The organism is Xanthomonas hortorum (assembly GCF_040279205.1).
Taxonomy (GTDB): domain Bacteria; phylum Pseudomonadota; class Gammaproteobacteria; order Xanthomonadales; family Xanthomonadaceae; genus Xanthomonas; species Xanthomonas hortorum_F.
Genome location: NZ_JBEOLS010000034.1, coordinates 17611 through 37195 on the forward strand (window position 1 = coordinate 17611; position 19585 = coordinate 37195).

18 protein-coding genes and 1 other RNA gene are annotated in these 19585 nt (G+C 63.6%); 9 read left to right on the top strand and 10 right to left on the bottom strand.

Annotation, left to right across the window (positions count from 1 at the left end):
- Nucleotides 1-615 precede the first annotated feature (615 nt).
- From ABS769_RS13870 to ABS769_RS13890, 5 genes are all read right to left on the bottom strand, one after another.
- Nucleotides 616-1374: a cytochrome c1 gene (locus ABS769_RS13870; RefSeq protein WP_317060395.1), complete on the bottom strand. Its 759-nt coding sequence runs from the start codon at nucleotides 1372-1374 to the stop codon at nucleotides 616-618.
- On the bottom strand, nucleotides 1367-2626 hold the full coding sequence (locus ABS769_RS13875; protein WP_317060394.1) for a cytochrome b: 1260 nt from the start codon (nucleotides 2624-2626) through the stop codon (nucleotides 1367-1369). The genes ABS769_RS13870 and ABS769_RS13875 overlap by 8 nt, the downstream gene beginning before the upstream one ends.
- Entirely contained in the window at nucleotides 2626-3270 is a 645-nt protein-coding gene (gene petA, locus ABS769_RS13880; RefSeq protein ID WP_043907856.1) for a ubiquinol-cytochrome c reductase iron-sulfur subunit, read from the bottom strand. The genes ABS769_RS13875 and petA overlap by 1 nt, the downstream gene beginning before the upstream one ends.
- Before the next feature lie 177 nt (nucleotides 3271-3447).
- The gene (locus ABS769_RS13885; RefSeq protein ID WP_317060393.1) at nucleotides 3448-4440 is read right to left on the bottom strand and encodes a lytic transglycosylase domain-containing protein; all 993 of its coding nucleotides are present in this window, start codon (nucleotides 4438-4440) and stop codon (nucleotides 3448-3450) included.
- Nucleotides 4441-4489: 49 nt separating this feature from the next.
- Entirely contained in the window at nucleotides 4490-5455 is a 966-nt protein-coding gene (locus tag ABS769_RS13890; RefSeq protein ID WP_317060392.1) for a helix-turn-helix transcriptional regulator, read from the bottom strand.
- Between the two features lie 119 nt (nucleotides 5456-5574).
- Between ABS769_RS13890 and ABS769_RS13895 the strand changes: the two genes are divergently transcribed.
- The 8 genes from ABS769_RS13895 (at nucleotide 5575) to ABS769_RS13930 (ending at nucleotide 13723) form a co-directional block, all read left to right on the top strand.
- The gene (locus ABS769_RS13895; RefSeq protein ID WP_317060391.1) at nucleotides 5575-6189 is read left to right on the top strand and encodes a glutathione S-transferase family protein; all 615 of its coding nucleotides are present in this window, start codon (nucleotides 5575-5577) and stop codon (nucleotides 6187-6189) included.
- 69 nt (nucleotides 6190-6258) lie between these two features.
- Complete coding sequence (gene miaB / locus ABS769_RS13900; RefSeq protein WP_317060389.1) at nucleotides 6259-7728, top strand: tRNA (N6-isopentenyl adenosine(37)-C2)-methylthiotransferase MiaB; 1470 nt, start codon at nucleotides 6259-6261, stop codon at nucleotides 7726-7728.
- Between the two features lie 531 nt (nucleotides 7729-8259).
- Nucleotides 8260-9252 (top strand): PhoH family protein, encoded by a 993-nt coding sequence (locus ABS769_RS13905; protein WP_317060388.1) that lies wholly within the window; start codon nucleotides 8260-8262, stop codon nucleotides 9250-9252.
- 220 nt (nucleotides 9253-9472) lie between these two features.
- Nucleotides 9473-9958, top strand: coding sequence for an rRNA maturation RNase YbeY (gene ybeY, locus ABS769_RS13910; RefSeq protein ID WP_317060387.1), 486 nt, complete (start codon nucleotides 9473-9475; stop codon nucleotides 9956-9958).
- A complete protein-coding gene (locus ABS769_RS13915; RefSeq protein WP_317060386.1) occupies nucleotides 9958-10476 on the top strand; it encodes a hypothetical protein in 519 nt (172 codons plus the stop codon). The genes ybeY and ABS769_RS13915 overlap by 1 nt, the downstream gene beginning before the upstream one ends.
- Nucleotides 10477-10572: 96 nt before the next feature.
- Nucleotides 10573-11451 carry an HlyC/CorC family transporter gene (locus ABS769_RS13920; RefSeq protein ID WP_104550075.1) on the top strand — a complete coding sequence of 293 codons (879 nt, stop codon included), beginning with the start codon at nucleotides 10573-10575 and terminating at the stop codon, nucleotides 11449-11451.
- Nucleotides 11448-12707 (top strand): DUF4105 domain-containing protein, encoded by a 1260-nt coding sequence (locus ABS769_RS13925; RefSeq protein ID WP_317060385.1) that lies wholly within the window; start codon nucleotides 11448-11450, stop codon nucleotides 12705-12707. The genes ABS769_RS13920 and ABS769_RS13925 overlap by 4 nt, the downstream gene beginning before the upstream one ends.
- A gap of 14 nt (nucleotides 12708-12721) precedes the next feature.
- Nucleotides 12722-13723, top strand: coding sequence for a magnesium and cobalt transport protein CorA (locus ABS769_RS13930; protein WP_317060384.1), 1002 nt, complete (start codon nucleotides 12722-12724; stop codon nucleotides 13721-13723).
- A 564-nt stretch (nucleotides 13724-14287) separates the two neighbouring features.
- Here the strand turns inward: ABS769_RS13930 and ABS769_RS13935 are convergent.
- Complete coding sequence (locus ABS769_RS13935) at nucleotides 14288-15679, bottom strand: NAD-dependent succinate-semialdehyde dehydrogenase (RefSeq protein WP_317060383.1); 1392 nt, start codon at nucleotides 15677-15679, stop codon at nucleotides 14288-14290.
- 255 nt (nucleotides 15680-15934) lie between these two features.
- On the opposite strand from ABS769_RS13935, the gene ABS769_RS13940 reads away from it, so the two are divergent.
- A complete protein-coding gene (locus ABS769_RS13940) occupies nucleotides 15935-16354 on the top strand; it encodes a hypothetical protein (protein ID WP_317060382.1) in 420 nt (139 codons plus the stop codon).
- A gap of 139 nt (nucleotides 16355-16493) precedes the next feature.
- Here the strand turns inward: ABS769_RS13940 and ABS769_RS13945 are convergent, their stop codons facing one another.
- The 4 genes from ABS769_RS13945 to ABS769_RS13960 all read right to left on the bottom strand — a co-directional run bounded on the left by ABS769_RS13945 (nucleotide 16494) and on the right by ABS769_RS13960 (nucleotide 19497).
- Nucleotides 16494-17342: an ABC transporter permease subunit gene (locus tag ABS769_RS13945; protein WP_317060381.1), complete on the bottom strand. Its 849-nt coding sequence runs from the start codon at nucleotides 17340-17342 to the stop codon at nucleotides 16494-16496.
- Nucleotides 17339-18250, bottom strand: a complete 912-nt coding sequence (locus tag ABS769_RS13950) for an ABC transporter permease subunit (RefSeq protein WP_317060379.1) — start codon at nucleotides 18248-18250, stop codon at nucleotides 17339-17341. Before ABS769_RS13950 ends, ABS769_RS13945 begins: the two co-directional genes overlap by 4 nt.
- Nucleotides 18242-18317, bottom strand: a non-coding RNA gene (locus tag ABS769_RS13955) — sX9 sRNA. The genes ABS769_RS13950 and ABS769_RS13955 overlap by 9 nt, the downstream gene beginning before the upstream one ends.
- Before the next feature lie 61 nt (nucleotides 18318-18378).
- Nucleotides 18379-19497 carry an ABC transporter ATP-binding protein gene (locus ABS769_RS13960; protein ID WP_317060378.1) on the bottom strand — a complete coding sequence of 373 codons (1119 nt, stop codon included), beginning with the start codon at nucleotides 19495-19497 and terminating at the stop codon, nucleotides 18379-18381.
- Nucleotides 19498-19585 lie beyond the last annotated feature (88 nt).

A 19585-nucleotide genomic window follows, 5' to 3' on the forward strand; every position in this document is an offset into this window, starting at 1 on the left:
GCGGATTTGCTGCAGGGCCCTCGCCCACCCACCATCGCGGGAAACGCCCCAAGTACGCCCTTGTAGCGTCATCGGCACGTTGGTTTGCGGCTGATCTGCGGGTTTGCTGCAGGGCCCTTGCCAGCCCACCATCGCGGGACACGCCGCAAGTACATCCATGTAGGCTCTTACGCGGCATCCATGCCGCGTAAGGTCCCGCGACGGTGGGCGGGCAAGGACCAGTCGAGTTGATCGGTGTGCATAGCTTTTTCAATAAAACAGTCAGCAAACTGTCTGGTGCGGTGTCCTCGCCGATTGCGGGACCGTGTGGCGGCATGGATGCCGCCACCGAGCCTACATGGACGTACTTGCGGCGTGTCCCGCGAGCGGTGAGGACATCGCGCCCTCCGACCAACCGACCAACACGACCTGGGAGTATCGAGATAGTGCCAAGAGCGGCTAACAAAAATGACTGCGCGACATCCAACAGGCGCGGCCCGTGCTCGGAATCGCATGTACCACTCGTACACTCCGGTTCCTCCACAGCGTCCACATACGCTTGGCGATTACCAGGTTGTGTTACCTGCTTTCGGGCAGCTGCGGCAGTGCGCGGCCGCCGCCGGATTTACAGCCTAATCAATGCACGTCCTTCCAATATTCCTTCTTGAGCAGATAGGCGATGAAGGTCAGCAGGGCCAGGAACAGGATCACCCACACGCCCATGCTTTGCCGCTTCAGCGCCGCCGGCTCGCCCGCGTATTCCAGGAAGTTGGAGATATCGCGCACGGTCTGATCGAACTCGACTGGCGTCTGTCGTCCAGGTTGACCGAGCTTGAGCGCCTGCACCGGCTTGTCGCCGGTGGCCTTGTCCGGCGGCCCGTACTGCGCCTGCTGCAGGCCTTGCAGTTCCCACAGCGGATTGGGCATGGACGCGTTCGGGAACAACTGGTTGTTCCAGCCCAATGGACGTGTCTGATCCAGATAGAACGACTTGAGGTAGGTATAGACCCAGTCGGTGCCGCGCACGCGGGCGATCAGGGTCAGATCCGGCGGCGCCTTGCCGAACCATTTGGTCGCTGCATCGTGCGGCATGGTGCCTTCGATGTGCTCGCCGATCTTGGCGCCGGTGAAGTTGAGATTGGCCATGACCTCCGCTTCGCTCAAGCCCAGATCGCTGGCCATGCGCGAATAGCGCAGGTATTTCAGCGAATGGCAGCCCGAACAATAGTTCATGAACAACTGCGCCCCACGTTGCAGCGAGGCACGATCGCTCAGATCGTTTCCGGCCTGCTGTACTGCGCCGCCTTCGGCCGCCATCGCACCGCCTGCAACCATCAAGCCGCATAGCAGCGCGACCACGCGTGACTTCCATGACTTCACAATGTGCTTAGTCATGCGTGGTCACCCGCTCCGGCACCGGTTTGGTCTTATCTATCCGCGTCCACACCGGCATGGTGATGAAGAAAGCGAAATACAGGAAGGTCAGCACGCGCCCGACATAGGTTTCGTGTGCGTCGGTACCCGGCCCGGAACCGATCACGCCCAGCCACACGAAGCACACCACCAGCACGCCGAGCGCAACCTTGGAGATCCAGCCGCGGTAGCGGATCGAACGCACCTTGGCGCGATCCAGCCACGGCACCAGAAACAGGATCGCGATCGCCGAGAACATCACCACCACGCCACCGAGCTTGTTGGGCACCACCCGCAACATCGCGTAATACGGCGTGTAGTACCACACCGGCTTGATGTGTTCCGGCGTCACCAGCCGGTTGGCCTCGGTGAAGTTGTCGTGCTCCAGGAACAGACCGCCGAAGGCCGGCGCGAAGAAAATGATGAAGGCCGCGATCAGCAGCAGGAAACCGACACCGACCAGATCCTTGACCGTGTAATACGGGTGGAACGGAATACCATCCGCCGGCTTGTGCGCATCCCAGCGATTGCCCTTGGGACCTTTCTTGATGTCGACGCCATCGGGATTGTTGGAACCCACTTCATGCAGCGCGCCCAGGTGCAGCACGATCAGCAACAACAGCACCAACGGCAAGGCGATCACATGCAACGCAAAGAAGCGGTTGAGCGTGGCATCGCCGGGCAGATAGTCGCCCATGATCCATTCGGTCAAGCCATTGCCGATCACCGGAATGGCGCCGAACAAGGAAATGATCACCTTCGCGCCCCAGAACGACATCTGCCCCCAGGGCAGCACGTAGCCCATGAAGGCTTCGGCCATCAGCACCAGATAGATCAGCATGCCGAGGATCCACACCAGCTCGCGTGGCTTCTGGTAACTGCCGTACATCAGCCCGCGGAACATGTGCAGATACACCACGATGAAGAACAGCGAGGCACCTGTGCTGTGCATATAGCGGATCAGCCAGCCCCACTCCACGTCGCGCATGATGTATTCGATCGAAGCGAACGCATCGGCAGCGCTGGTCTTGTAGTGCATCGTCAGGAAGATGCCGGTGACGATCTGGTTGACCAGCACCACCATCGCCAGCGAGCCGAAGTAGTACCAGATGTTGAAGTTCTTCGGCGCGTAGTACTCGCTGACATGCTTGCGATAGACCGGCATCAGGCCGGGCGCGCGCTCGTTGACCCACTCGAACACGCCGTTCGCGGCACGGACAAGAATATTGCTCATCAGGCAGCCCCCGTGCTTTTGGCCGACGTACCGGCGCCATCCGGATCGACGCCGATGACCAGCGTGTTGTCGTCCACGTAGTGGTGTGGGGGCACCAGCAGGTTGATCGGTGCCGGCACGCCGTCGAAGACGCGGCCGGACATGTCGAAGCGCGATTTATGGCAGGGGCAGAAGTAGCCGCCCTTCCATTGCGGGTCGTAGGGCTCTGGCCGGATCTCGGCGACCATCTCGGGCGAACACCCCAGATGCGTGCACAGGCCCACCAATACCGAGATATCGGACTTGATCGAGCGGTACTCGGGATTCTTCAGCACGTAGTCCGGCTGCTGGTCCTTGTTCTCGGACTTGGGGTCCTTGAGCCGGTCGTCCAGCGAGGGCAGTGCGTCGAGCATCGCCTTGGAGCGCTTGACGATCCAGATCGGCTGACCGCGCCACTCCAGAACCAGCCGTTGCCCTTCCTGCAAGGCGCTGATGTCGGCAGTCACCGGTGCGCCGGCCAACTTGGCGCGTGCACTGGGATTCCACGACTTCACGAACGGAACTGCAACAAATCCTGCTCCGACCGCACCGACCACGGAGGTTGTCGCGGTCAAAAACCGACGACGCCCGAGATCAGCAGGTGCGTTAACCCCATCGTTGGCCATCCGGCTCTCCGATCTTGATTAGGTAGCGTGAGGCTGCCAACGGCTGGCGGGGGGTCCAGCCGCGATGAATCGACCGCAGTGTAGCGGAACGCTTAATGCACAGACAATGCAATGTACGCAGTCGGAGCTGCGCTGTGCAAACGCTGCATGCAGATGCGTGTCGATAACGCACGCAGCTCAGTTGGCTGCCGTGCTCTGCCCGCGATAGCGACCGGCCAGCAGGCCGACGCGTTGCACATAGCGCTGGGTCTCGCTGTAAGGCGGCACGCCGCCGTATCGATCCACCGCGCCCTCGCCCGCGTTGTAGCCGGCAGCGGCAAGCGTGAGATCGCCGTTGAAGCGTTTCAACAACCAGGACAGATACTGCACGCCGCCGCGAATATTTTGCGATGCATCATAGGCATCGCTGACGCCGAAGCGGCGCGCGGTTCCGGGCATCAGCTGCATCAACCCTTGCGCGCCGGCACGGCTGAGCGCCAGCGGGTTGTAGGCCGACTCGGCGTGGATGATCGCGCGCACGATCGCTTCTTCGACCCCGAACTCACGTGCCGCCGCGGTGATTTCCTCCTGGTAGGCATTGGTGTTGAGCCGGATCGCACCGAAGTTGACGCCAGGCTTGGCGCCGCAGGCGTAGCAGGTCTCGATGAAGCTGTAGTGGATGGTGCGCAGGCCTTCGATGCTGGCGACCTGACGCGGGCGTGCGCTGGTGTAGTGGCGCACGCCATCCTTCATATAGGAATAGACCTGCCCGCTGACCACCCGACGCGGATTGACCGCCGTTGCGGCGGCAGGCGTCTGCACGATGGACGTCTCCGACGCCGGCAGCGCGCGCGGCACCACCGCTGAAGCGACCTCGGCAGTACGACGCGGCGGTTGGCTGACCGGCTGGCTGATGATCGTGGCCGGCGCGCCGCTGTCGATATTGGCGATGCTGCGCGCAGGGGCGGCAATCGAGCCCGGCGTCGCGTGCACCGAAGACGGCGGTGTGCGGCGGGTAGATCGATCCGGGGTGTAACTGCTGATGACGCTGCAGGCGGCGCCGCTCTGGCGCTTGCTCAAATAACTGGTGATGCCGTCGCCGCTGACGCACTTGTACAAGGTGCCGGCGCTGGCCGGCGCCGCCGACAACGTGACAAGTAACAGCCCCAGCACTCTTGACATCCCCTTCATGTGGCGGAGTGTCCCAGCTTGCCCTGGGCTTGCCAAGTGTCGGCCGGCGTTACCGGGGTGGCTGGTCTAGTTGCGCGCGCAACGCGTTCAGGGCCTGGGTCAGCGGTTCACGCACATCGGCAGGAGAGATCGCCTCGAACGGCAGTTCGAGCAGCAGCAGATTGGCCGCCAGGGCCGGCATGCTCGGGGCGCCCAAACCAAGCCAGCAATGTTCTGGCCCGTCGGCTTCCAGCGCACCCAGCCAGGGCGGAATGCAGGCGGCGAGTGCGTCCAGCGTGCCTTGCAGGCGTACCCGCGCCCGGCATGGGAATGGCGACTCGCCGATCGCCTTGCGCAACAACTGCAGCGGTTCTTCCGGCAGCGCGCGGGCGGCGAACTGCGCGCCGGTCGCGACGGCCTGATCGATACGGTCGGCACGCAGGGTGCGCCAGTCCTGGCGCTCGCAGTCCCAGACCAGCAAGTACCAGCGCCGCCCGTAATTCACCAGCAACGCCGGCTCGACGCAGCGGGTGATCGGCGCGCCAGAGTGGCGGCGATAGTCCAGCCGCAAGGTGATGCGGTCGCGGCAGGCACTGGCCAGTTGCGCCAGCAGTGCCGCGTCCACCAACGCGCTGGCGTCCATGATCGGCAGACTGGCCATGGCCGCATGCGCGGCGCTGGCGCGCTGGCCACTGCGTCGCGGCAGCAGCGGATCGAGCTTGGCTAGCACCCGTGCCGCTGCCGCATCCATGTCGCGGATCGTCGGGGCAGCCGCGCGCAAGGCGATCGCCACCGTCAGCGCTTCGTCTTCTTCGAACAACAGTGGCAAGGCGGCGGCGCCCTGCCCCAACTGGTAGCCGCCGCCGGCTCCAGGCGCGGCATGCACCGGGTAGCCGAGCTCGCGCAGGCGTTCGATATCACGCCGCACGCTGCGCGGATGGATCTCCAAGCGCTCGGCCAGGGCAACGCCGGACCAACTCCGACCGCCTTGCAGCAAGGAAAGCAGACGCAACAGACGGGCAGCGGTAGAAGCCATGGCGCCACCGTATTGCGGACAGAAAGTGTCCGCAATAGCTGCGTAGGATTGCGTCACTGCCGCTTGCTGCATCAATGCCTGCGGCTTGGACGCTCCATCTCTCAAACAAGGAATCCGCGATGCCCGACGACCGCCATATCACCCTGTTCCATAATCCCCGCTCGCGTTCGCGCGGCGTGCTGGTGCTGCTGGAAGAGCTCGGCGCCAGCTACAGCCTGCACATTGTCGATCTGGAAAAAGGCGAGCAGCTCGCACCCGAGTACCTGGCGATCAACCCGATGGGCAAGATTCCGGCGATCCGGCACGGCGACAGCGTGGTCACCGAACAGGGCGCGATCTATCAGTACCTGGCCGAGCTGTATCCGGAAGCCGGCCTGTCGCCGGCGCCGGGCGATGCCGATCGCGGCGCCTATCTGCGCTGGCTGGCCTTCTACGGTTCGGCGTTCGAGCCGGCGATCATCGACCGCGCGATGAAACGCGACGCCCCGCCGCGCGCGATCTCGCCGTACGCCGACTGCGACACGGTGCTGCAGGTGGTCGATGCGCAGCTGGCCAAGGGCGACTATCTCCTGGGCGATCGTTGCAGCGCGGCCGATGTGCTGTGGGGCGGCGCACTTGGCTGGATGGTCGATTTCGGCCTGGTCGACCCGCCCGCACCCACCCGCGCTTACATCGCGCGCATGGCCGACCGGCCGGCATTCGGCCGCGCCGAGGCGATCAACGCCAGGCCCTGAGCATCCGGACGCAGCCGGCGCAAGCGGGTAAACTACGCGGCTATCTTCTACCCGCCTGGAATAAGCGCCATGCCCGGGACATCCGTTTCCGATCTTTCTGCGGCCACCGCCGTGGACGCACCCGCCCTGTTGCCGCTGCCCGTGGCCCGCCCGGCAGCGCCCGCCGTGGTGCGCGGCAAGCTGTACATCAAGACCCACGGGTGCCAGATGAACGAGTACGACTCGGCCAAGATGGCCGACGTACTCGCCGCCTCCGAAGGCCTGGAGCTGACCGACAATCCCGAAGACGCCGACGTGGTGCTGGTCAATACGTGCTCCATCCGCGAGAAGGCGCAGGAAAAGGTGTTCAGCCAGCTGGGCCGCTGGCGCCTGCTCAAGGAGAGCAGGCACAAGGCCGGCGGCACCCCGGTGATCATCGGTGTTGGCGGCTGCGTGGCCTCGCAGGAAGGCGAAGCCATCGTCAAGCGCGCGCCGTATGTGGATCTGGTGTTCGGCCCGCAGACGCTGCACCGCCTGCCCGAGCTGATCCGCGCGCGGCGCGAATCGGGCAAGTCGCAGGTGGACATCAGCTTCCCGGAAATCGAGAAGTTCGATCGCCTTCCCGAGCCGCGTGCCGATGGCCCTTCAGCCTTCGTGTCGATCATGGAAGGCTGCTCCAAATACTGCTCGTTCTGCGTGGTGCCCTATACCCGCGGCGAAGAAGTCAGCCGGCCGTTTGAAGACGTGCTGGTGGAAGTGGCGCAACTGGCCGCGCAAGGCGTGCGCGAGATCAATCTGCTCGGCCAGAACGTCAACGCGTATCGCGGTGCGTATGGCGCCGATGCGGGAGACGCTGCGCAGTACGCGGATCTGGGCTTGCTGATTCGCACCATCGCGCAGATCGACGGCATCGGTCGCATCCGTTTCACCACCTCGCATCCCTTGGAATTTTCCGATTCGCTGGTGGATGCGTATCGCGACGTGCCGCAGCTGGCCAACTATCTGCACTTGCCGGTGCAGGCCGGCAGCGACCGGATTCTGTCGGCGATGAAGCGCGGCTACACCGCGCTGGAATTCAAATCCAAGATCCGCAAGTTGCGCGCGATGCGCCCGGATATTTCGATCAGCTCGGATTTCATCGTCGGCTTTCCCGGCGAAACCGAAGCGGACTTCGAAAAGACCATGAAGTTGATCGAGGACGTCGGCTTCGACCAGAGCTTTTCCTTCATCTATTCGCGTCGTCCTGGAACGCCTGCCTCGGATCTGCAGGACGACACGCCCGACGCCGTCAAACAGGCGCGCCTGGCACGCTTGCAGGCGCAGATCAATGCGCATGCCACCAATATTTCGCAATCCATGGTGGGCAGCGTGCAGCGCGTGCTGGTGGAAGGCCCCTCGCGGCGCGATCCCAACGAATTGACCGGCAAGAGCGAGAACATGCGCCCGGTGAATTTCCCCGGCAATGCGCGCCTGATCGGGCAATTCGTCGATGTGCTGATCACCGAGGCGATGAGCAATTCGCTGCGTGGTCGCATCCATCTGGATGAAAGCGCACGCTGATACAGCGCAGGCGCCGGATTGCTCGGCGCCATGTTGAAGGCATTGTGTGCAGCACGCGCTGCCGGCGATCCATACAACCTGCGCCAGCCACGCTCATGCGGCTCACCTGAGCTGTCTCTTTGCAGTCGCAGACAACGACAAGCATCGACATGATCCGTCGCATCGCTCGCTGCGCGTACTGGTGGCGAAAAATTCGCCACCCATCCACAACGCCTTGCTACGCAAGGCCTAGCCACACTTACCCACAGGCTTTAGCGAATTCGATCCACATCGGTTGTGGACAAGCGCGTGCGCACTGGCGATTTTTTCACCACCACCCTGCCGGGCCTTACGCCAGTAAGCGTCACCAATTCTATCCACAGGTTGTGGATGCGTGACTCCACAGCGCTTGTGGAGAACTCGAACGCGCAGGCGGGCACGCGCATGGTCACGCCGCCGTGCCGCCGGGCGTGTTGGTGGGATCACACGCTGCGCGCTACCCTTTTCGTCCCGCCCTACCGACGCCGCATGCATGCGCTGTCCGAGCCGACCATGAATTCACCTGCACACCGCGACTTCACCCTGGAACCCGACGACACCGAGCGCCTGGCCAATCTGGCCGGCCCGTTCGACGCGCACTTGCGCCAGATCGAACTCAAGCTCGGCGTGGAGATTGCCAACCGCGGCAACATCTTCCGTGTCACCGGCCCGGAGCCGGCCATCACCGCCGCGCAGACGCTGCTGATCGCGTTGTACGACGAGGCCGCCTCCACCCTTTTCGACAACCACGCGATCCATTTGCGCCTGAACGATGCCAACGTCGAACACGTGGTCGAGCGTTCCAACGAAGCCCAGGACGTGGCGATCAAGGTCAAGCGCGGCACCGTGCGTGGACGCGGCGCCAATCAGGCCAAGTATCTGCATGCGATCGCCACCCACGACATCAACTTCGGCATCGGCCCGGCCGGTACCGGTAAGACCTTCCTGGCGGTCGCCTGCGCCGTGGAAGCCTTGAACGAATCGCGCGTGCAGCGCTTGATCCTGGTGCGCCCGGCAGTGGAAGCCGGCGAAAAACTGGGCTTTCTGCCCGGCGATCTGAGCCAGAAGGTAGACCCGTATCTGCGCCCGCTATACGACGCGCTGTATGAAATGCTGGGCGTGGAAAAAGTGGTCAAGCTGCTGGAGCGCAACGTCATCGAGATCGCGCCGCTGGCCTATATGCGCGGCCGCACGCTCAACGATGCCTACGTGATTCTCGACGAAGCGCAGAACACCACCATCGAGCAGATGAAGATGTTCCTGACCCGCCTGGGCTTCGGCTCCACCGCAGTGATCACCGGCGACCTGACCCAGGTCGACCTGCCCAAACACGTCAAATCCGGCCTGCGCGATGCAGTGGAAGTGCTGCGCGATGTGGACGGCGCCAGCTTCACCTTTTTCGAAGCACGCGACGTGGTGCGCCACCCGCTGGTGCAGCGCATTGTCACTGCCTATGAACGCCGCGATCAGCAGGACGCTGCCAAAGGCCAGACCCAGACGGAGTGATGCAGCACCGTGCCGGCCCTGTGCCGGCAGGCAGGTCGTTCGCGGGGGCCGCAGACCGCGACAATCCGGCGTCGTTTCAACCGTGAATGTCCGGGATTACAATCGTGGCTGCAGCCGTGGCCCGCTCGCTCATGCGAGTGACGGCATTGCCGGTGGGCTCGCAATGAAGTCGCCGATCACCTGCTCCCGCTGAATCCCTCTTGCCCAGGAAACTCTCGCCATGACCCTTGGACCTGTCCGTCTCGACGTCGCTGTCAGTTACGCGCTGCCGCGCGCAGGTTTGCCCTCGGCGGTGAGTTTTCGCAAGTGGGTGGCTGCCGCGCTGAAGGGACGCATCCGCGAGGCCGATCTGGCGGTGCGCATTGTCGATGAAAAGGAAGGCTGCTCGCTCAACCATCATTACCGCGGCAAGGATTACGCCACCAATGTGCTGAGCTTCCCGGCCGAGTTGCCCGAAGGCCTGCCCAAGGGCGTCAAGATGCCGCTGCTGGGCGATCTGGTGATCTGCGCGCCGGTAGTGGCGCGCGAGGCGGCCGAACAAGGCAAATCGCTGGCCTCGCATTACGCGCATCTGACCGTGCATGGCACCTTGCACCTGCTCGGCTGGGACCACGAAGACGACAAGGAAGCCGATGCGATGGAACAACTCGAACGCGAGATCCTGGCTGATCTCGGCATCGACGACCCGTACGCGGGGGAACTTTGATGCGTGCCGGCGTCGCAGCTGCTTTGCTGTTGCTGACCTCCTCCACCGCCTGGGCCCAGGCCGCGCCGGTGCGGCCCGATCTGCCGGCCTTGATCGAATGCCGCCAACGTATCGGCGACTTCAACGCGTTGGCGCCGGTACTGGCCGACCCGCTCAAGGCGGTCGCGCTGGGCTGGACGCCGCTGGAGCAGGCCAACCTGTTCATGACCGAATACACGCTCAACACGCCGATCACCGTGTTCGGCCACAGCACCACCCACATCGCGTTTTCCGGCGCCAGCATCATGGCGTTGCTGGACCTGCCCGACCCGCGCCCTCTGGCCAAGCAGTTGAACCTGGAACTGGGTGTGGATAACGCCGACAAGATCATGTACGGCCGCGAGCTGGTCAGCGAAGACACCACCAATCCCAAGACCGGCGAGGCGATGATCGAATCGGTGGTGCTCAGCGTCTCCAACGTGAAATCGCACCCCGGCAAGACCGTGGTCGGCTGCGGTTACAGCCTGGATCTGCCCTGACAGCGGGCACCCCTGCGCCCTGTCCACAGCGCCTTAGCGGCTTCCTGTTAGACTGACCGCTATCGCCTGGTTTGCCGGGTGCCGTCCCCCGTCACGATGTCCGAAGACGACAGTAGCCAATCCCAAGAAACACCCGAAAAACGCCGTAGCTGGCTCGAGCGCCTGAGCGCTGCCTTCTCTGGCGAACCCCACACCCGCGACGAACTGGTCGCGCTGCTGCGGACCGCCGAGCAAGACGGTCTCATCGCCGCAGACACCTTACGCATGATGGAAGGCGCGATCTCCGTGTCCGAGCTCACCGTGGGCGACGTGATGATTTCGCGCTCGCAAATGGTCTCGCTCCCCGTAGAGGCGCGCTTTCTGGACCTGATGCAGCAGGTGGTCGAATCCGGCCATTCGCGCTTCCCGGTGCACGGCGAGAACAAGGACGAAGTGCTCGGCATCCTGCTCGCCAAGGACCTGCTGCGCGGCGTGGTCGCCGACAACGGCCCTGGCAACGTGCGCGAGCTGCTGCGCCCGGCGGTGCTGATCCCGGAGTCGAAGAAGCTCAACGTGCTGCTCAAGGAATTCCGCCTGTCGCGCAACCACATGGCGATCGTGGTGGACGAGTACGGCGGCGTCGCCGGGCTGGTCACCATCGAAGACGTGCTGGAGCAAATCGTCGGCCAGATCGACGACGAGCACGACGATGCCGAAGAAGAGAATTCGCTGATCGCGATCCAGGCCGACGGCCGCTACGTGGTCGATGCACTGACGCCGATCGAAGATTTCAACGAACGCTTTGGTGCCGACTTCCCCGATGACGAGTACGACACCGTCGGTGGCCTGGTCACCGATGCGATCGGCCATCTTCCGGAAACCGGTGAAGAGCTGACCCTGGGGCGCTTTGCGTTCCGCGTGGCCAAGGCCGATGCGCGGCGCGTGCACGCCTTCCACGTCACCATATTGCCGCCCGACCCGCAGGACGACGCTTGAACCCCTCGCATGGCATTCCCGCTGCAGCGTTGAGCCGCGGCAGCGTTCGGCGATGGGCTGCGTTCTGCATCCTGGCGTTGTTGGCGTTGCTGGTCGCACCGGTGGCAGTCGCTCAGGCGCCCGTCGAAACGACCGCGCCGGCACCGCGCGTTGGCGTGGTCACCATGCAGCCCGGCGAAGTGTTCTTCGAGCGGTTCGGTCACGATGCCATCGTGGTGGTCGACCCGGTCACACAGCAGGCCACCTCGTACAACTTCGGCTTTTTCGACCCGAGCGAGCCGGACTTTATTCCGCGTTTTACCCGCGGCGAGATGATGTATTACCTGGTGGCGTTGCCGCTGGAGGAAGACCTGTCGCAGTACCGTAACGTCGGCCGCGGGGTCAGCATCCAGTGGCTGGATCTGCCGCCCGAACAGGCGCGCGCACTGGCCGACGGGCTGGCCGTGCGCAGCCAGCCCGAGAACGCGCGCTATCACTACGATTATTTCGTGGCCAACTGCGCCACGATGGTTCGCGACACGCTGGACCGTGCAATGGGCGGTGCGCTGAAATCGCAGCTGGCCGGTCGTTCGCGCGGCAACACCTTCCGCAGCGAAGCGGTGCGCCTAGCCTCCCCTGCCCCGTGGATGTGGCTGGGCTTCGACCTGGGCCTGGGGCCGTACGCAGATCGCCCGTTGTCGCGCTGGGAAGAAGCCTTCGTACCGATGCGCCTGGCCGATAGCCTGACCCAAGTGCACAACAGCGCGGGGCGGCCCTTGGTTCAATCGACCCAGGTGTTGCTGCCGCATCGCATTGCACCGGAGCCGGACGAACAGCAACGACACTGGTGGCCGTGGCTGCTGACGGGTCTGATCGTCGCTGCCGGCGTACTGGCACTCGGTCGCAGGCAGCGGCTGTTGGCCGCACTTGCGCTGCCGTACTGGCTGCTGTGCGCGATCGGCGGCGGGCTGCTGGTGTATCTCTGGGGCTTCACCGCGCATCAATCGGCCTGGGCCAACCGCAACCTGTTGCTGGTCAACCCGCTGTGCGCGCTGTTGCTGATCGGCGGCATCGCAGTGCTGCGCGGGCGCCGGCCCGGACGCTGGTTCGACGTGCTGCGCTGGGTGGTTGCCGCCGCCGCATTGGTGGCCCTGCTGATTCATTGGTTGTCGTTCCAGGCGCAGGACAACCTGCAATGGGTACTGCTGCTGTTGCCGATCCACGCAGCGCTCGCGATCGCCTTGCGGCGGCGTGACTTGTCCATCCGCACGCGCTGATCCAGGATGCGCCCATGAACCATCACGGCCGCCATCCGGACAACCCGTCCTGCGTCATCACCTGCGCCTATTACGACGGCGATGCCGAACGCCACGACATCAGCCTGGAGCAGATCAGCGACGTGCTGCAGCGCCCGGATGGCTTTGTCTGGGTCGGTCTGTACGAGCCGCAGGAATCGGTGCTGCACAAGCTGCAGGACGAGTTCGGCCTGCACGATCTGGCCATCGAAGATGCGCTCAAGGCGCACCAACGGCCCAAGGCCGAGAGCTACGGCAACTCGTTGTTCGTGGTGGTCAATACTGCCCAGTTGGTCAACGAGCGCATCCGCTATGGCGAGACGCACGCGTTTCTCGGCACACGCTTCTTGTTGACCGTTCGGCATGGTGCCTCGCTGTCGTATACGCCGGTGCGGCACCGGGTCGAACGCGAACCGGCGATGCTGCGCATGGGCGCCTCGTTCTGTCTGTACGGCGTGCTCGACTTTGTGGTCGACAACTATCTGCCGATCATGGATGAGTTCCGCGACACGCTGGAAGGCCTGGAAAAAGACATCTTTGCCGATAACTACAAGCGCGAAACCGTGGTGCGCCTGTACGAACTCAAGCGCGAACTCAACAAGATGCGGCTGGTGGTGGCGCCGCTGCAGGACGTGCTCTCGCACCTGAAGCGCAACCCCGGCTCGCTGATCCACGAAGAAGTCGGCATCTACCTGCGCGACGTGCTCGACCACGCCGTGCGCATCAACGACGCCATCGACACCTTGCGCGAAATGCTGGGTACCGCGCTGAGTGTGAACCTGTCGATGGTGACCCTGGCCCAGGGCGAGACCGTCAAACGCTTAGGCGCATGGGCCGCATTGCTGGCCGCCCCTACCCTGATCACCAGTTGGTACGGCATGAATTTCACTCACATGCCCGAGTTGGACCAACGCTACGCGTATCCGCTGCTGGTGGCCGGTGTAGTGGGCTCGTGTCTGGTGCTGTATCGCCTGTTCAAGCGCGCGCGGTGGCTGTGAGGCCGCTTTGCGGCCGGGATTGGGGAGTTGGGATTCGGGATTGGTTAGAGTCGCATCGTTGACCGCTGGTTTTTAGCTGGTGTTTTATGCCTTGCGCCATAGCGTCTAAGTATTTGCTCTTTCGCTTCCAGCTGTCGGCTTCTAGCTGTTGGCTGTTGGCTGTTGGCTTCCCCTCGCCCTAGAGCGAGCCGAGCACCGCAGCCACGCGTGGCCGAAGAGGCGCCCTGTCTGAGCGTAGCGAGTTTGGGCGCCGTGCCGCGCGTGGCGAGGAGCGCAGGGCACCGGTGCGGCTCCATCGCACCGGATCGCGTCGGGCGACATGGTTTTGGTTACTTTTGCCGAAACAAAAGTAACCCGCGCCGCAAGGCGCGGAAGCTTTGGCCTTGGCTTTGCCTCAAGCCCCTGCTTCCCCGTTTGCTTCGTTGAGCAAGCATCAACTATCGCGTGCAACCCGTACCCTCATCCGCCCTTCGGGCACCTTCTCCCGACGGGAGAAGGGAAGTGCATCGCTTGTACAAATCCTGATTGTGCGAATCCCCAACCCCGACTCACCAATCCCAGCAATCAAGCTACATAAATCGTCTTGATGTTCATGAACTCATGAATGCCATGCTCGGCCAGCTCGCGCCCGAAACCGGAGCGCTTGATCCCACCGAATGGCAAACGCACATCACTCTTGACCACCGAATTGACGAACGCCGCACCGCATTGCAACTGCTGCGCCACGCGCTCGCCGCGTTTGGCATCTGCCGTCCACACGCTGCCGCCCAGACCGAAGGTGGTGTCGTTGGCCACACGCACCGCTTCTGCTTCGTCGGCCACGCGGATCACCGAAGCGACCGGGCCGAACAACTCTTCCTCGTAAGCCGGCATGCCCGGGGCAACACGGTCGAGAATGGTGGCGGGATAGCCTGCATGCGAGCCAGCCACAGGCTCGCCACCGAGCAGCACCTTTGCGCCCTTCTCCACGCTGGCCTGCACCTGCTTGTGCAACTCGTCGCGCAGGTCGGCGCGTGCCATCGGCGCGAGCGTGGTAGTTTCCTGCTGCGGGTCGCCGAGCACACGCTTGGACGCGGCAGCGACAAAGCGTTCGATGAACTGATCGGCGATCGCGTCCACCACGATGAAGCGCTTGGCGGCGATGCAGGTCTGCCCGCTGTTGTCGAAACGCGACTGCACGGCAGACGTGACGGTGTGCCCCAGATCGGCGTCTTCCAGCACCACGAAGGCATCGCTGCCGCCGAGTTCCATCACGCACTTCTTCAACTGGTCGCCCGCGTTTGCGGCCAGCGACCGGCCCGCACGCTCGCTGCCGGTGAGCGTCACTGCGGCGATGCGATCGTCACGCAACACGTCAGCCGCCTGGTCGTTGTCGATATGCAGCACATCGAACACGCCGGGCGGAATGCCGGCAGCATCGAGCACTTCTTTCATCGCATCGGCGCAACGCGGCACATTGCTGGCGTGCTTGAGCAACGCGACGTTGCCGGCCATCAGGCCCGGTGCGAGAAAGCGAAACGCCTGCCACAACGGGAAATTCCATGGCATCACCGCAAAGACGCAGCCCAACGGCTCGTAACGTACGTAGCTGGATTGCGCTTCGGTCGGGATGTCACGCGGTGCCAGATACTCGGCCGCGTGATCTGCGTAGTACGCGCAACCCTGCGCGCACTTGTCGACCTCGGCCAGCGCTTCATGGCGCAGCTTGCCCATCTCGGCAGTCATGATGCGCTGCAGATCGTCGCGCCGTTTGCTCAGCTCTTCACCGACGCGGCGCAGCAAGGCGCCCCGCTCGGCCAGCGGCAGCGCCGCCCAGGTGGGAAACGCCTTGGCAGCAGCGGCCAGACGCGCCTCGATGGCGGCGGCATCCAGGGTTTGCTGAGTGTGCTCGACCTGGCCATTGGCCGGGTTGACGGTGTCGTAGGACATGACGGTCTCCTGTAGCAGGGCGGTCATGCTAGTCTCCGGGAAGTTGCAGCCGCGTCACAACCATCTGAAATCGCTGCAACGCTGTGTTTGCCGGCACCCCGACGGAATGCCGCAGCGCGATCACATGGCGCTTGCGACGACCGACATGACCGCCCGGAAGCGCCTGCCCGAAACAGACTGTCGCCAGTGGCCCAACTTTACTTTGCGCAATAGCATGACAGGGCCAGAAATGCTCTAGCATTCCGGCTCTGATCAGAATCGATCACTCACGGAAGAACCTCGATGCGTTTGTTCTTTTGCACTGCGTTGGCGATCGTCGTAAGCGCATCCTTGCCTGGTTGCGCGTTCATCCAGGACGTGATGCGCGGGCCACGCCCCAGCGCGAACGGGTTCGTGACCGTGACTTGCACCAACAACCTGCCCAACCCTGCCCAGCCATGCGAGGAGGAGGCACTGCGGGCCTGCTCGGACACTGCCGTCCGCCAGTTCGTGACCGCCAGTTCCTCGCCGAACATGGTCACGATCTATCCGAGCAAGCAGGAACGCAAAGACAATAAGCGCGATGGCAAAAGCAACCGCGATGATCGGCCCGCCGAACAGCCCAGAACCGAGCAGCAGGGTTACGAGATCAGCGCCGAGTACCAGTGCTTTTTGACCAAACCGCAGCCATGGGATAGCGGTTATACGCCTCCGGCCAAGTAAGCGCGGCCAACGAAACAACAGCGCAGCAGCAAGGCAGGCGCCCGTCACCCACATGTACCCTGCGTGCACCGCAGTTTCGAGCGGTGCAGTCCACGTCGATGTAAGCGCTGCCTACTACCGCTCCACTACCGGCACGCGCTCAGAGCGCGGATTGCAAAGCCAACTGTGCATCGCGCTGTCGGCGTTTTTCGCTGCGTGCCAACAGCCACCAACCGATCACCGCGGCGATCGACACCGCCAGCACCATCACCGTCGCGAGCGCATTGATCTTGGGGCTGATGCCCAGCCGCACCGAGGCGAATACCTTGATCGGAAGCGTGGTGGAATTGGGCCCGGCCAGAAAACTGGCGATCACCACATCGTCCAGCGATAGCGTGAAGGCGAGCAGCCAGCCCGAGGCCAATGCGGGCGCGATGATCGGCAAGGTGATCAGGAAGAACACTTTCAGCGGCGTGGCCCCTAGATCCATCGCGGCTTCTTCCAGCGAACGGTCCAGCTCCTGCAGCCGCGAGGAAATCACCACCGTGACGAACGAGACGGTGAAGGTGACGTGCGCCACCCAGATCGCGACCGCCCCGCGCGGTGCGATACCGAGCATCCCGCCCATCGACACCAGCAACAGCAGGATCGACAAGCCGATGATCACTTCCGGCATCACCAAGGGCGCGGTAATCAAGGCACCGAACAAGGTTTTGCCGGGAAAGCGCCGCATGCGCACCATCGCCATCGCGGCCATGGTGCCCAGCACCGTCGATGCACATGCGGTCCAGAATGCCACTTCCAGGCTGACCCAGGCCGCGTCCAGCAACTGCCGGTCGCGCAGCAATTCGCCATACCAGCGCGTGGAAAAACCACCCCACACGGTGGCCAGGCGCGAGGCGTTGAACGAGTAAACCATCAGCAACAGGATCGGCAGATACAAAAAGCCGAAACCCAGCGCGAGCACGCTGCCGCCCAGCACGCGTGCGCTGCGAGAGGCGCGCATCATGTCAGCCGCCCTTCCAGCTCGCGCTGTTGATAACGGTGGAAAATCACGATCGGCACCAGCAGCAGCAACAACATCACCGTGGCCACCGCAGCGGCCACCGGCCAGTCGCGATTGTTGAAGAACTCGCCCCACAGCACGCGGCCGATCATCAAGGTGTTGGGGCCGCCCAGCATTTCCGGAATCACGAATTCGCCCACCGCCGGAATCATCACCAGCATGCAGCCGGCCACAATGCCATTGCGCGACAGCGGCCAGGTGATGCGCACAAACGCCTGCCACGGCCGCGCGCCCAGATCGTAGGCCGCTTCCAGCAAGCGTTGATCGTGCTTGACCAGATTGGCGTACAGCGGCAACAGCATGAAGGGCAGATAGCAGTAGACGATGCCGATGTAGGTGGCGATCGGGGTGTACAGCAGGTGCAACGGCTGCCGGATCACGCCCAGTGCCAGCAGCGCCTGATTGAGCAATCCGTTGCTGTCGAGGATGCCGATCCAGGCGTACACGCGGATCAGGAACGAGGTCCACGACGGCAGCACCACCAGCATCATCGCCACGTTGCGCGTGGCCAGCGGCAGGCGCGCGATCACGTAGGCCATCGGGTAGCCGATCAGCAACGCAAGCGCAGTGGAGATCGCTGCGATCTTGATCGAACTCGCATACGCCGCCGCGTATTGGCTGTCGCGCAACAAGACCAGATAGTTGCCCAGATGCAGCTTGATGCTCACCGCGCCATCGGCAGCCACGGCGAACAGCGGCGTGTACGGCGGCATTGCGGTGGCGTGCTCGGCGAAGGAGATCTTCAGCACGATCAGGAACGGAATCGCAAAGAACAGCAGCAGCCACAGATACGGTGCGGCAATCACGCTCCAGCGCGCCCCCGGCAGTACGCGGCTAAGAGTGGCTAGCAAAACGTAGCGAGCAGTCGCCAGGGGGGCGCGGACGGCGCGCAGGAACAGCAGTGTACGAGTGGTACATGAGGATTCCGAGCACCGGCCGCGCGCCCCTGGCGGCTGCGCAGTAGTTTTGCTGGCCGCTCTCATGCGGTGAGCACCACGCCATCGTCATTGCCCCAGCCCACCCACACCGCATCGCCCCAGGTCAGCGCTTCGCTGGCCCAACGCTGGCGGTTGGCGAAGTGGGCCATCAGTTTGAAGCCGCTCGGCAAACGCACGTGATAGACCGAATGGCTGCCGAAATAGGCGATGTCTTCGATCACCCCGTGCGCCTTGTTGCAGGTCTGCGCGGGTTCGTCCTTGCCGATGGCGAGTTTTTCGGGACGCAGCGCAAACGCCACCGCCTGCCCCGCAAATCCGGTGATGCCATGCCCGATGCGGATGCAGGCGTCGAACGCGGAGGTTTTCAAACCGACGTAATCCGGCTCATCTTCGACGATGACCGCGTCGATCAGATTGACCGAGCCGATGAATTCGGCAGCGAAGCGGTTGGCCGGTTGTTCGTAGATCTCGTCGGGGGTGCCGACCTGCTGGATCCAGCCCTTGTCCATCAGCGCGATGCGGGTGGCCATGGTCATGGCCTCTTCCTGATCGTGGGTGACCATGACGCAGGTGACGCCGGAGGTTTCGATGATGTTGACCAGTTCCAGCTGCATCTGCGAACGCAGTTTCTTGTCCAGCGCGCCCATCGGTTCGTCCAGCAACAGCAGCTTGGGCCGCTTGGCCAGCGAGCGTGCCAACGCCACGCGTTGCTGCTGGCCGCCGGATAATTGATGCGGCTTGCGCTTGGCCAGGGTGCCGAGCTGCACCAGCTCCAGCATCTCGCCGACACGTGCGGCGATGGCGGATCTGGACAAGGCTTCCTGCTTCAATCCGAATGCGATGTTCTGCTCCACGCTCATGTGCGGAAACAGCGCATACGACTGAAACATCATGTTGATCGGGCGCTCGTACGGCGGCAGCGCGTCGATGGGTTGGCCATCGAGCACGATGCGCCCCTTGGTCGGCCGTTCAAAACCGGCCAGGCAGCGCAGCAACGTGGACTTGCCGCTGCCCGAGCCGCCCAGCAGCGCAAAGATCTCGCCCTTGCGGATCTGCAGACTGACATCGTCGACCGCGACGAAGCCGTCGAACTCCTTGCGGACCTCGCTGATACTCAGATAGGCGGTGTCGCTGGTGGAGAGTTGCTCGGGAACTGCCATGAAACCTCTCGATTGCGAAGGCGCGAGGACCGCACTGGCGACCACTCACCGCATCATGGCAAAACCCGCACGCGGCTGCAGCGCTTGC

What these genes read in the sequence shown, in the direction of transcription:
- ABS769_RS13870 (WP_317060395.1), bottom strand. Translation starts at nt 1,374, where the DNA reads ATGACTAAGCACATTGTGAAGTCATGGAAGTCACGCGTGGTCGCGCTG.
- ABS769_RS13875 (WP_317060394.1), bottom strand. Translation starts at nt 2,626, where the DNA reads ATGAGCAATATTCTTGTCCGTGCCGCGAACGGCGTGTTCGAGTGGGTC.
- petA (WP_043907856.1), bottom strand. Translation starts at nt 3,270, where the DNA reads ATGGCCAACGATGGGGTTAACGCACCTGCTGATCTCGGGCGTCGTCGG.
- ABS769_RS13885 (WP_317060393.1), bottom strand. Translation starts at nt 4,440, where the DNA reads ATGAAGGGGATGTCAAGAGTGCTGGGGCTGTTACTTGTCACGTTGTCG.
- ABS769_RS13890 (WP_317060392.1), bottom strand. Translation starts at nt 5,455, where the DNA reads ATGGCTTCTACCGCTGCCCGTCTGTTGCGTCTGCTTTCCTTGCTGCAA.
- ABS769_RS13895 (WP_317060391.1), top strand. Translation starts at nt 5,575, where the DNA reads ATGCCCGACGACCGCCATATCACCCTGTTCCATAATCCCCGCTCGCGT.
- miaB (WP_317060389.1), top strand. Translation starts at nt 6,259, where the DNA reads ATGCCCGGGACATCCGTTTCCGATCTTTCTGCGGCCACCGCCGTGGAC.
- ABS769_RS13905 (WP_317060388.1), top strand. Translation starts at nt 8,260, where the DNA reads ATGAATTCACCTGCACACCGCGACTTCACCCTGGAACCCGACGACACC.
- ybeY (WP_317060387.1), top strand. Translation starts at nt 9,473, where the DNA reads ATGACCCTTGGACCTGTCCGTCTCGACGTCGCTGTCAGTTACGCGCTG.
- ABS769_RS13915 (WP_317060386.1), top strand. Translation starts at nt 9,958, where the DNA reads ATGCGTGCCGGCGTCGCAGCTGCTTTGCTGTTGCTGACCTCCTCCACC.
- ABS769_RS13920 (WP_104550075.1), top strand. Translation starts at nt 10,573, where the DNA reads ATGTCCGAAGACGACAGTAGCCAATCCCAAGAAACACCCGAAAAACGC.
- ABS769_RS13930 (WP_317060384.1), top strand. Translation starts at nt 12,722, where the DNA reads ATGAACCATCACGGCCGCCATCCGGACAACCCGTCCTGCGTCATCACC.
- ABS769_RS13935 (WP_317060383.1), bottom strand. Translation starts at nt 15,679, where the DNA reads ATGACCGCCCTGCTACAGGAGACCGTCATGTCCTACGACACCGTCAAC.
- ABS769_RS13940 (WP_317060382.1), top strand. Translation starts at nt 15,935, where the DNA reads ATGCGTTTGTTCTTTTGCACTGCGTTGGCGATCGTCGTAAGCGCATCC.
- ABS769_RS13945 (WP_317060381.1), bottom strand. Translation starts at nt 17,342, where the DNA reads ATGATGCGCGCCTCTCGCAGCGCACGCGTGCTGGGCGGCAGCGTGCTC.
- ABS769_RS13960 (WP_317060378.1), bottom strand. Translation starts at nt 19,497, where the DNA reads ATGGCAGTTCCCGAGCAACTCTCCACCAGCGACACCGCCTATCTGAGT.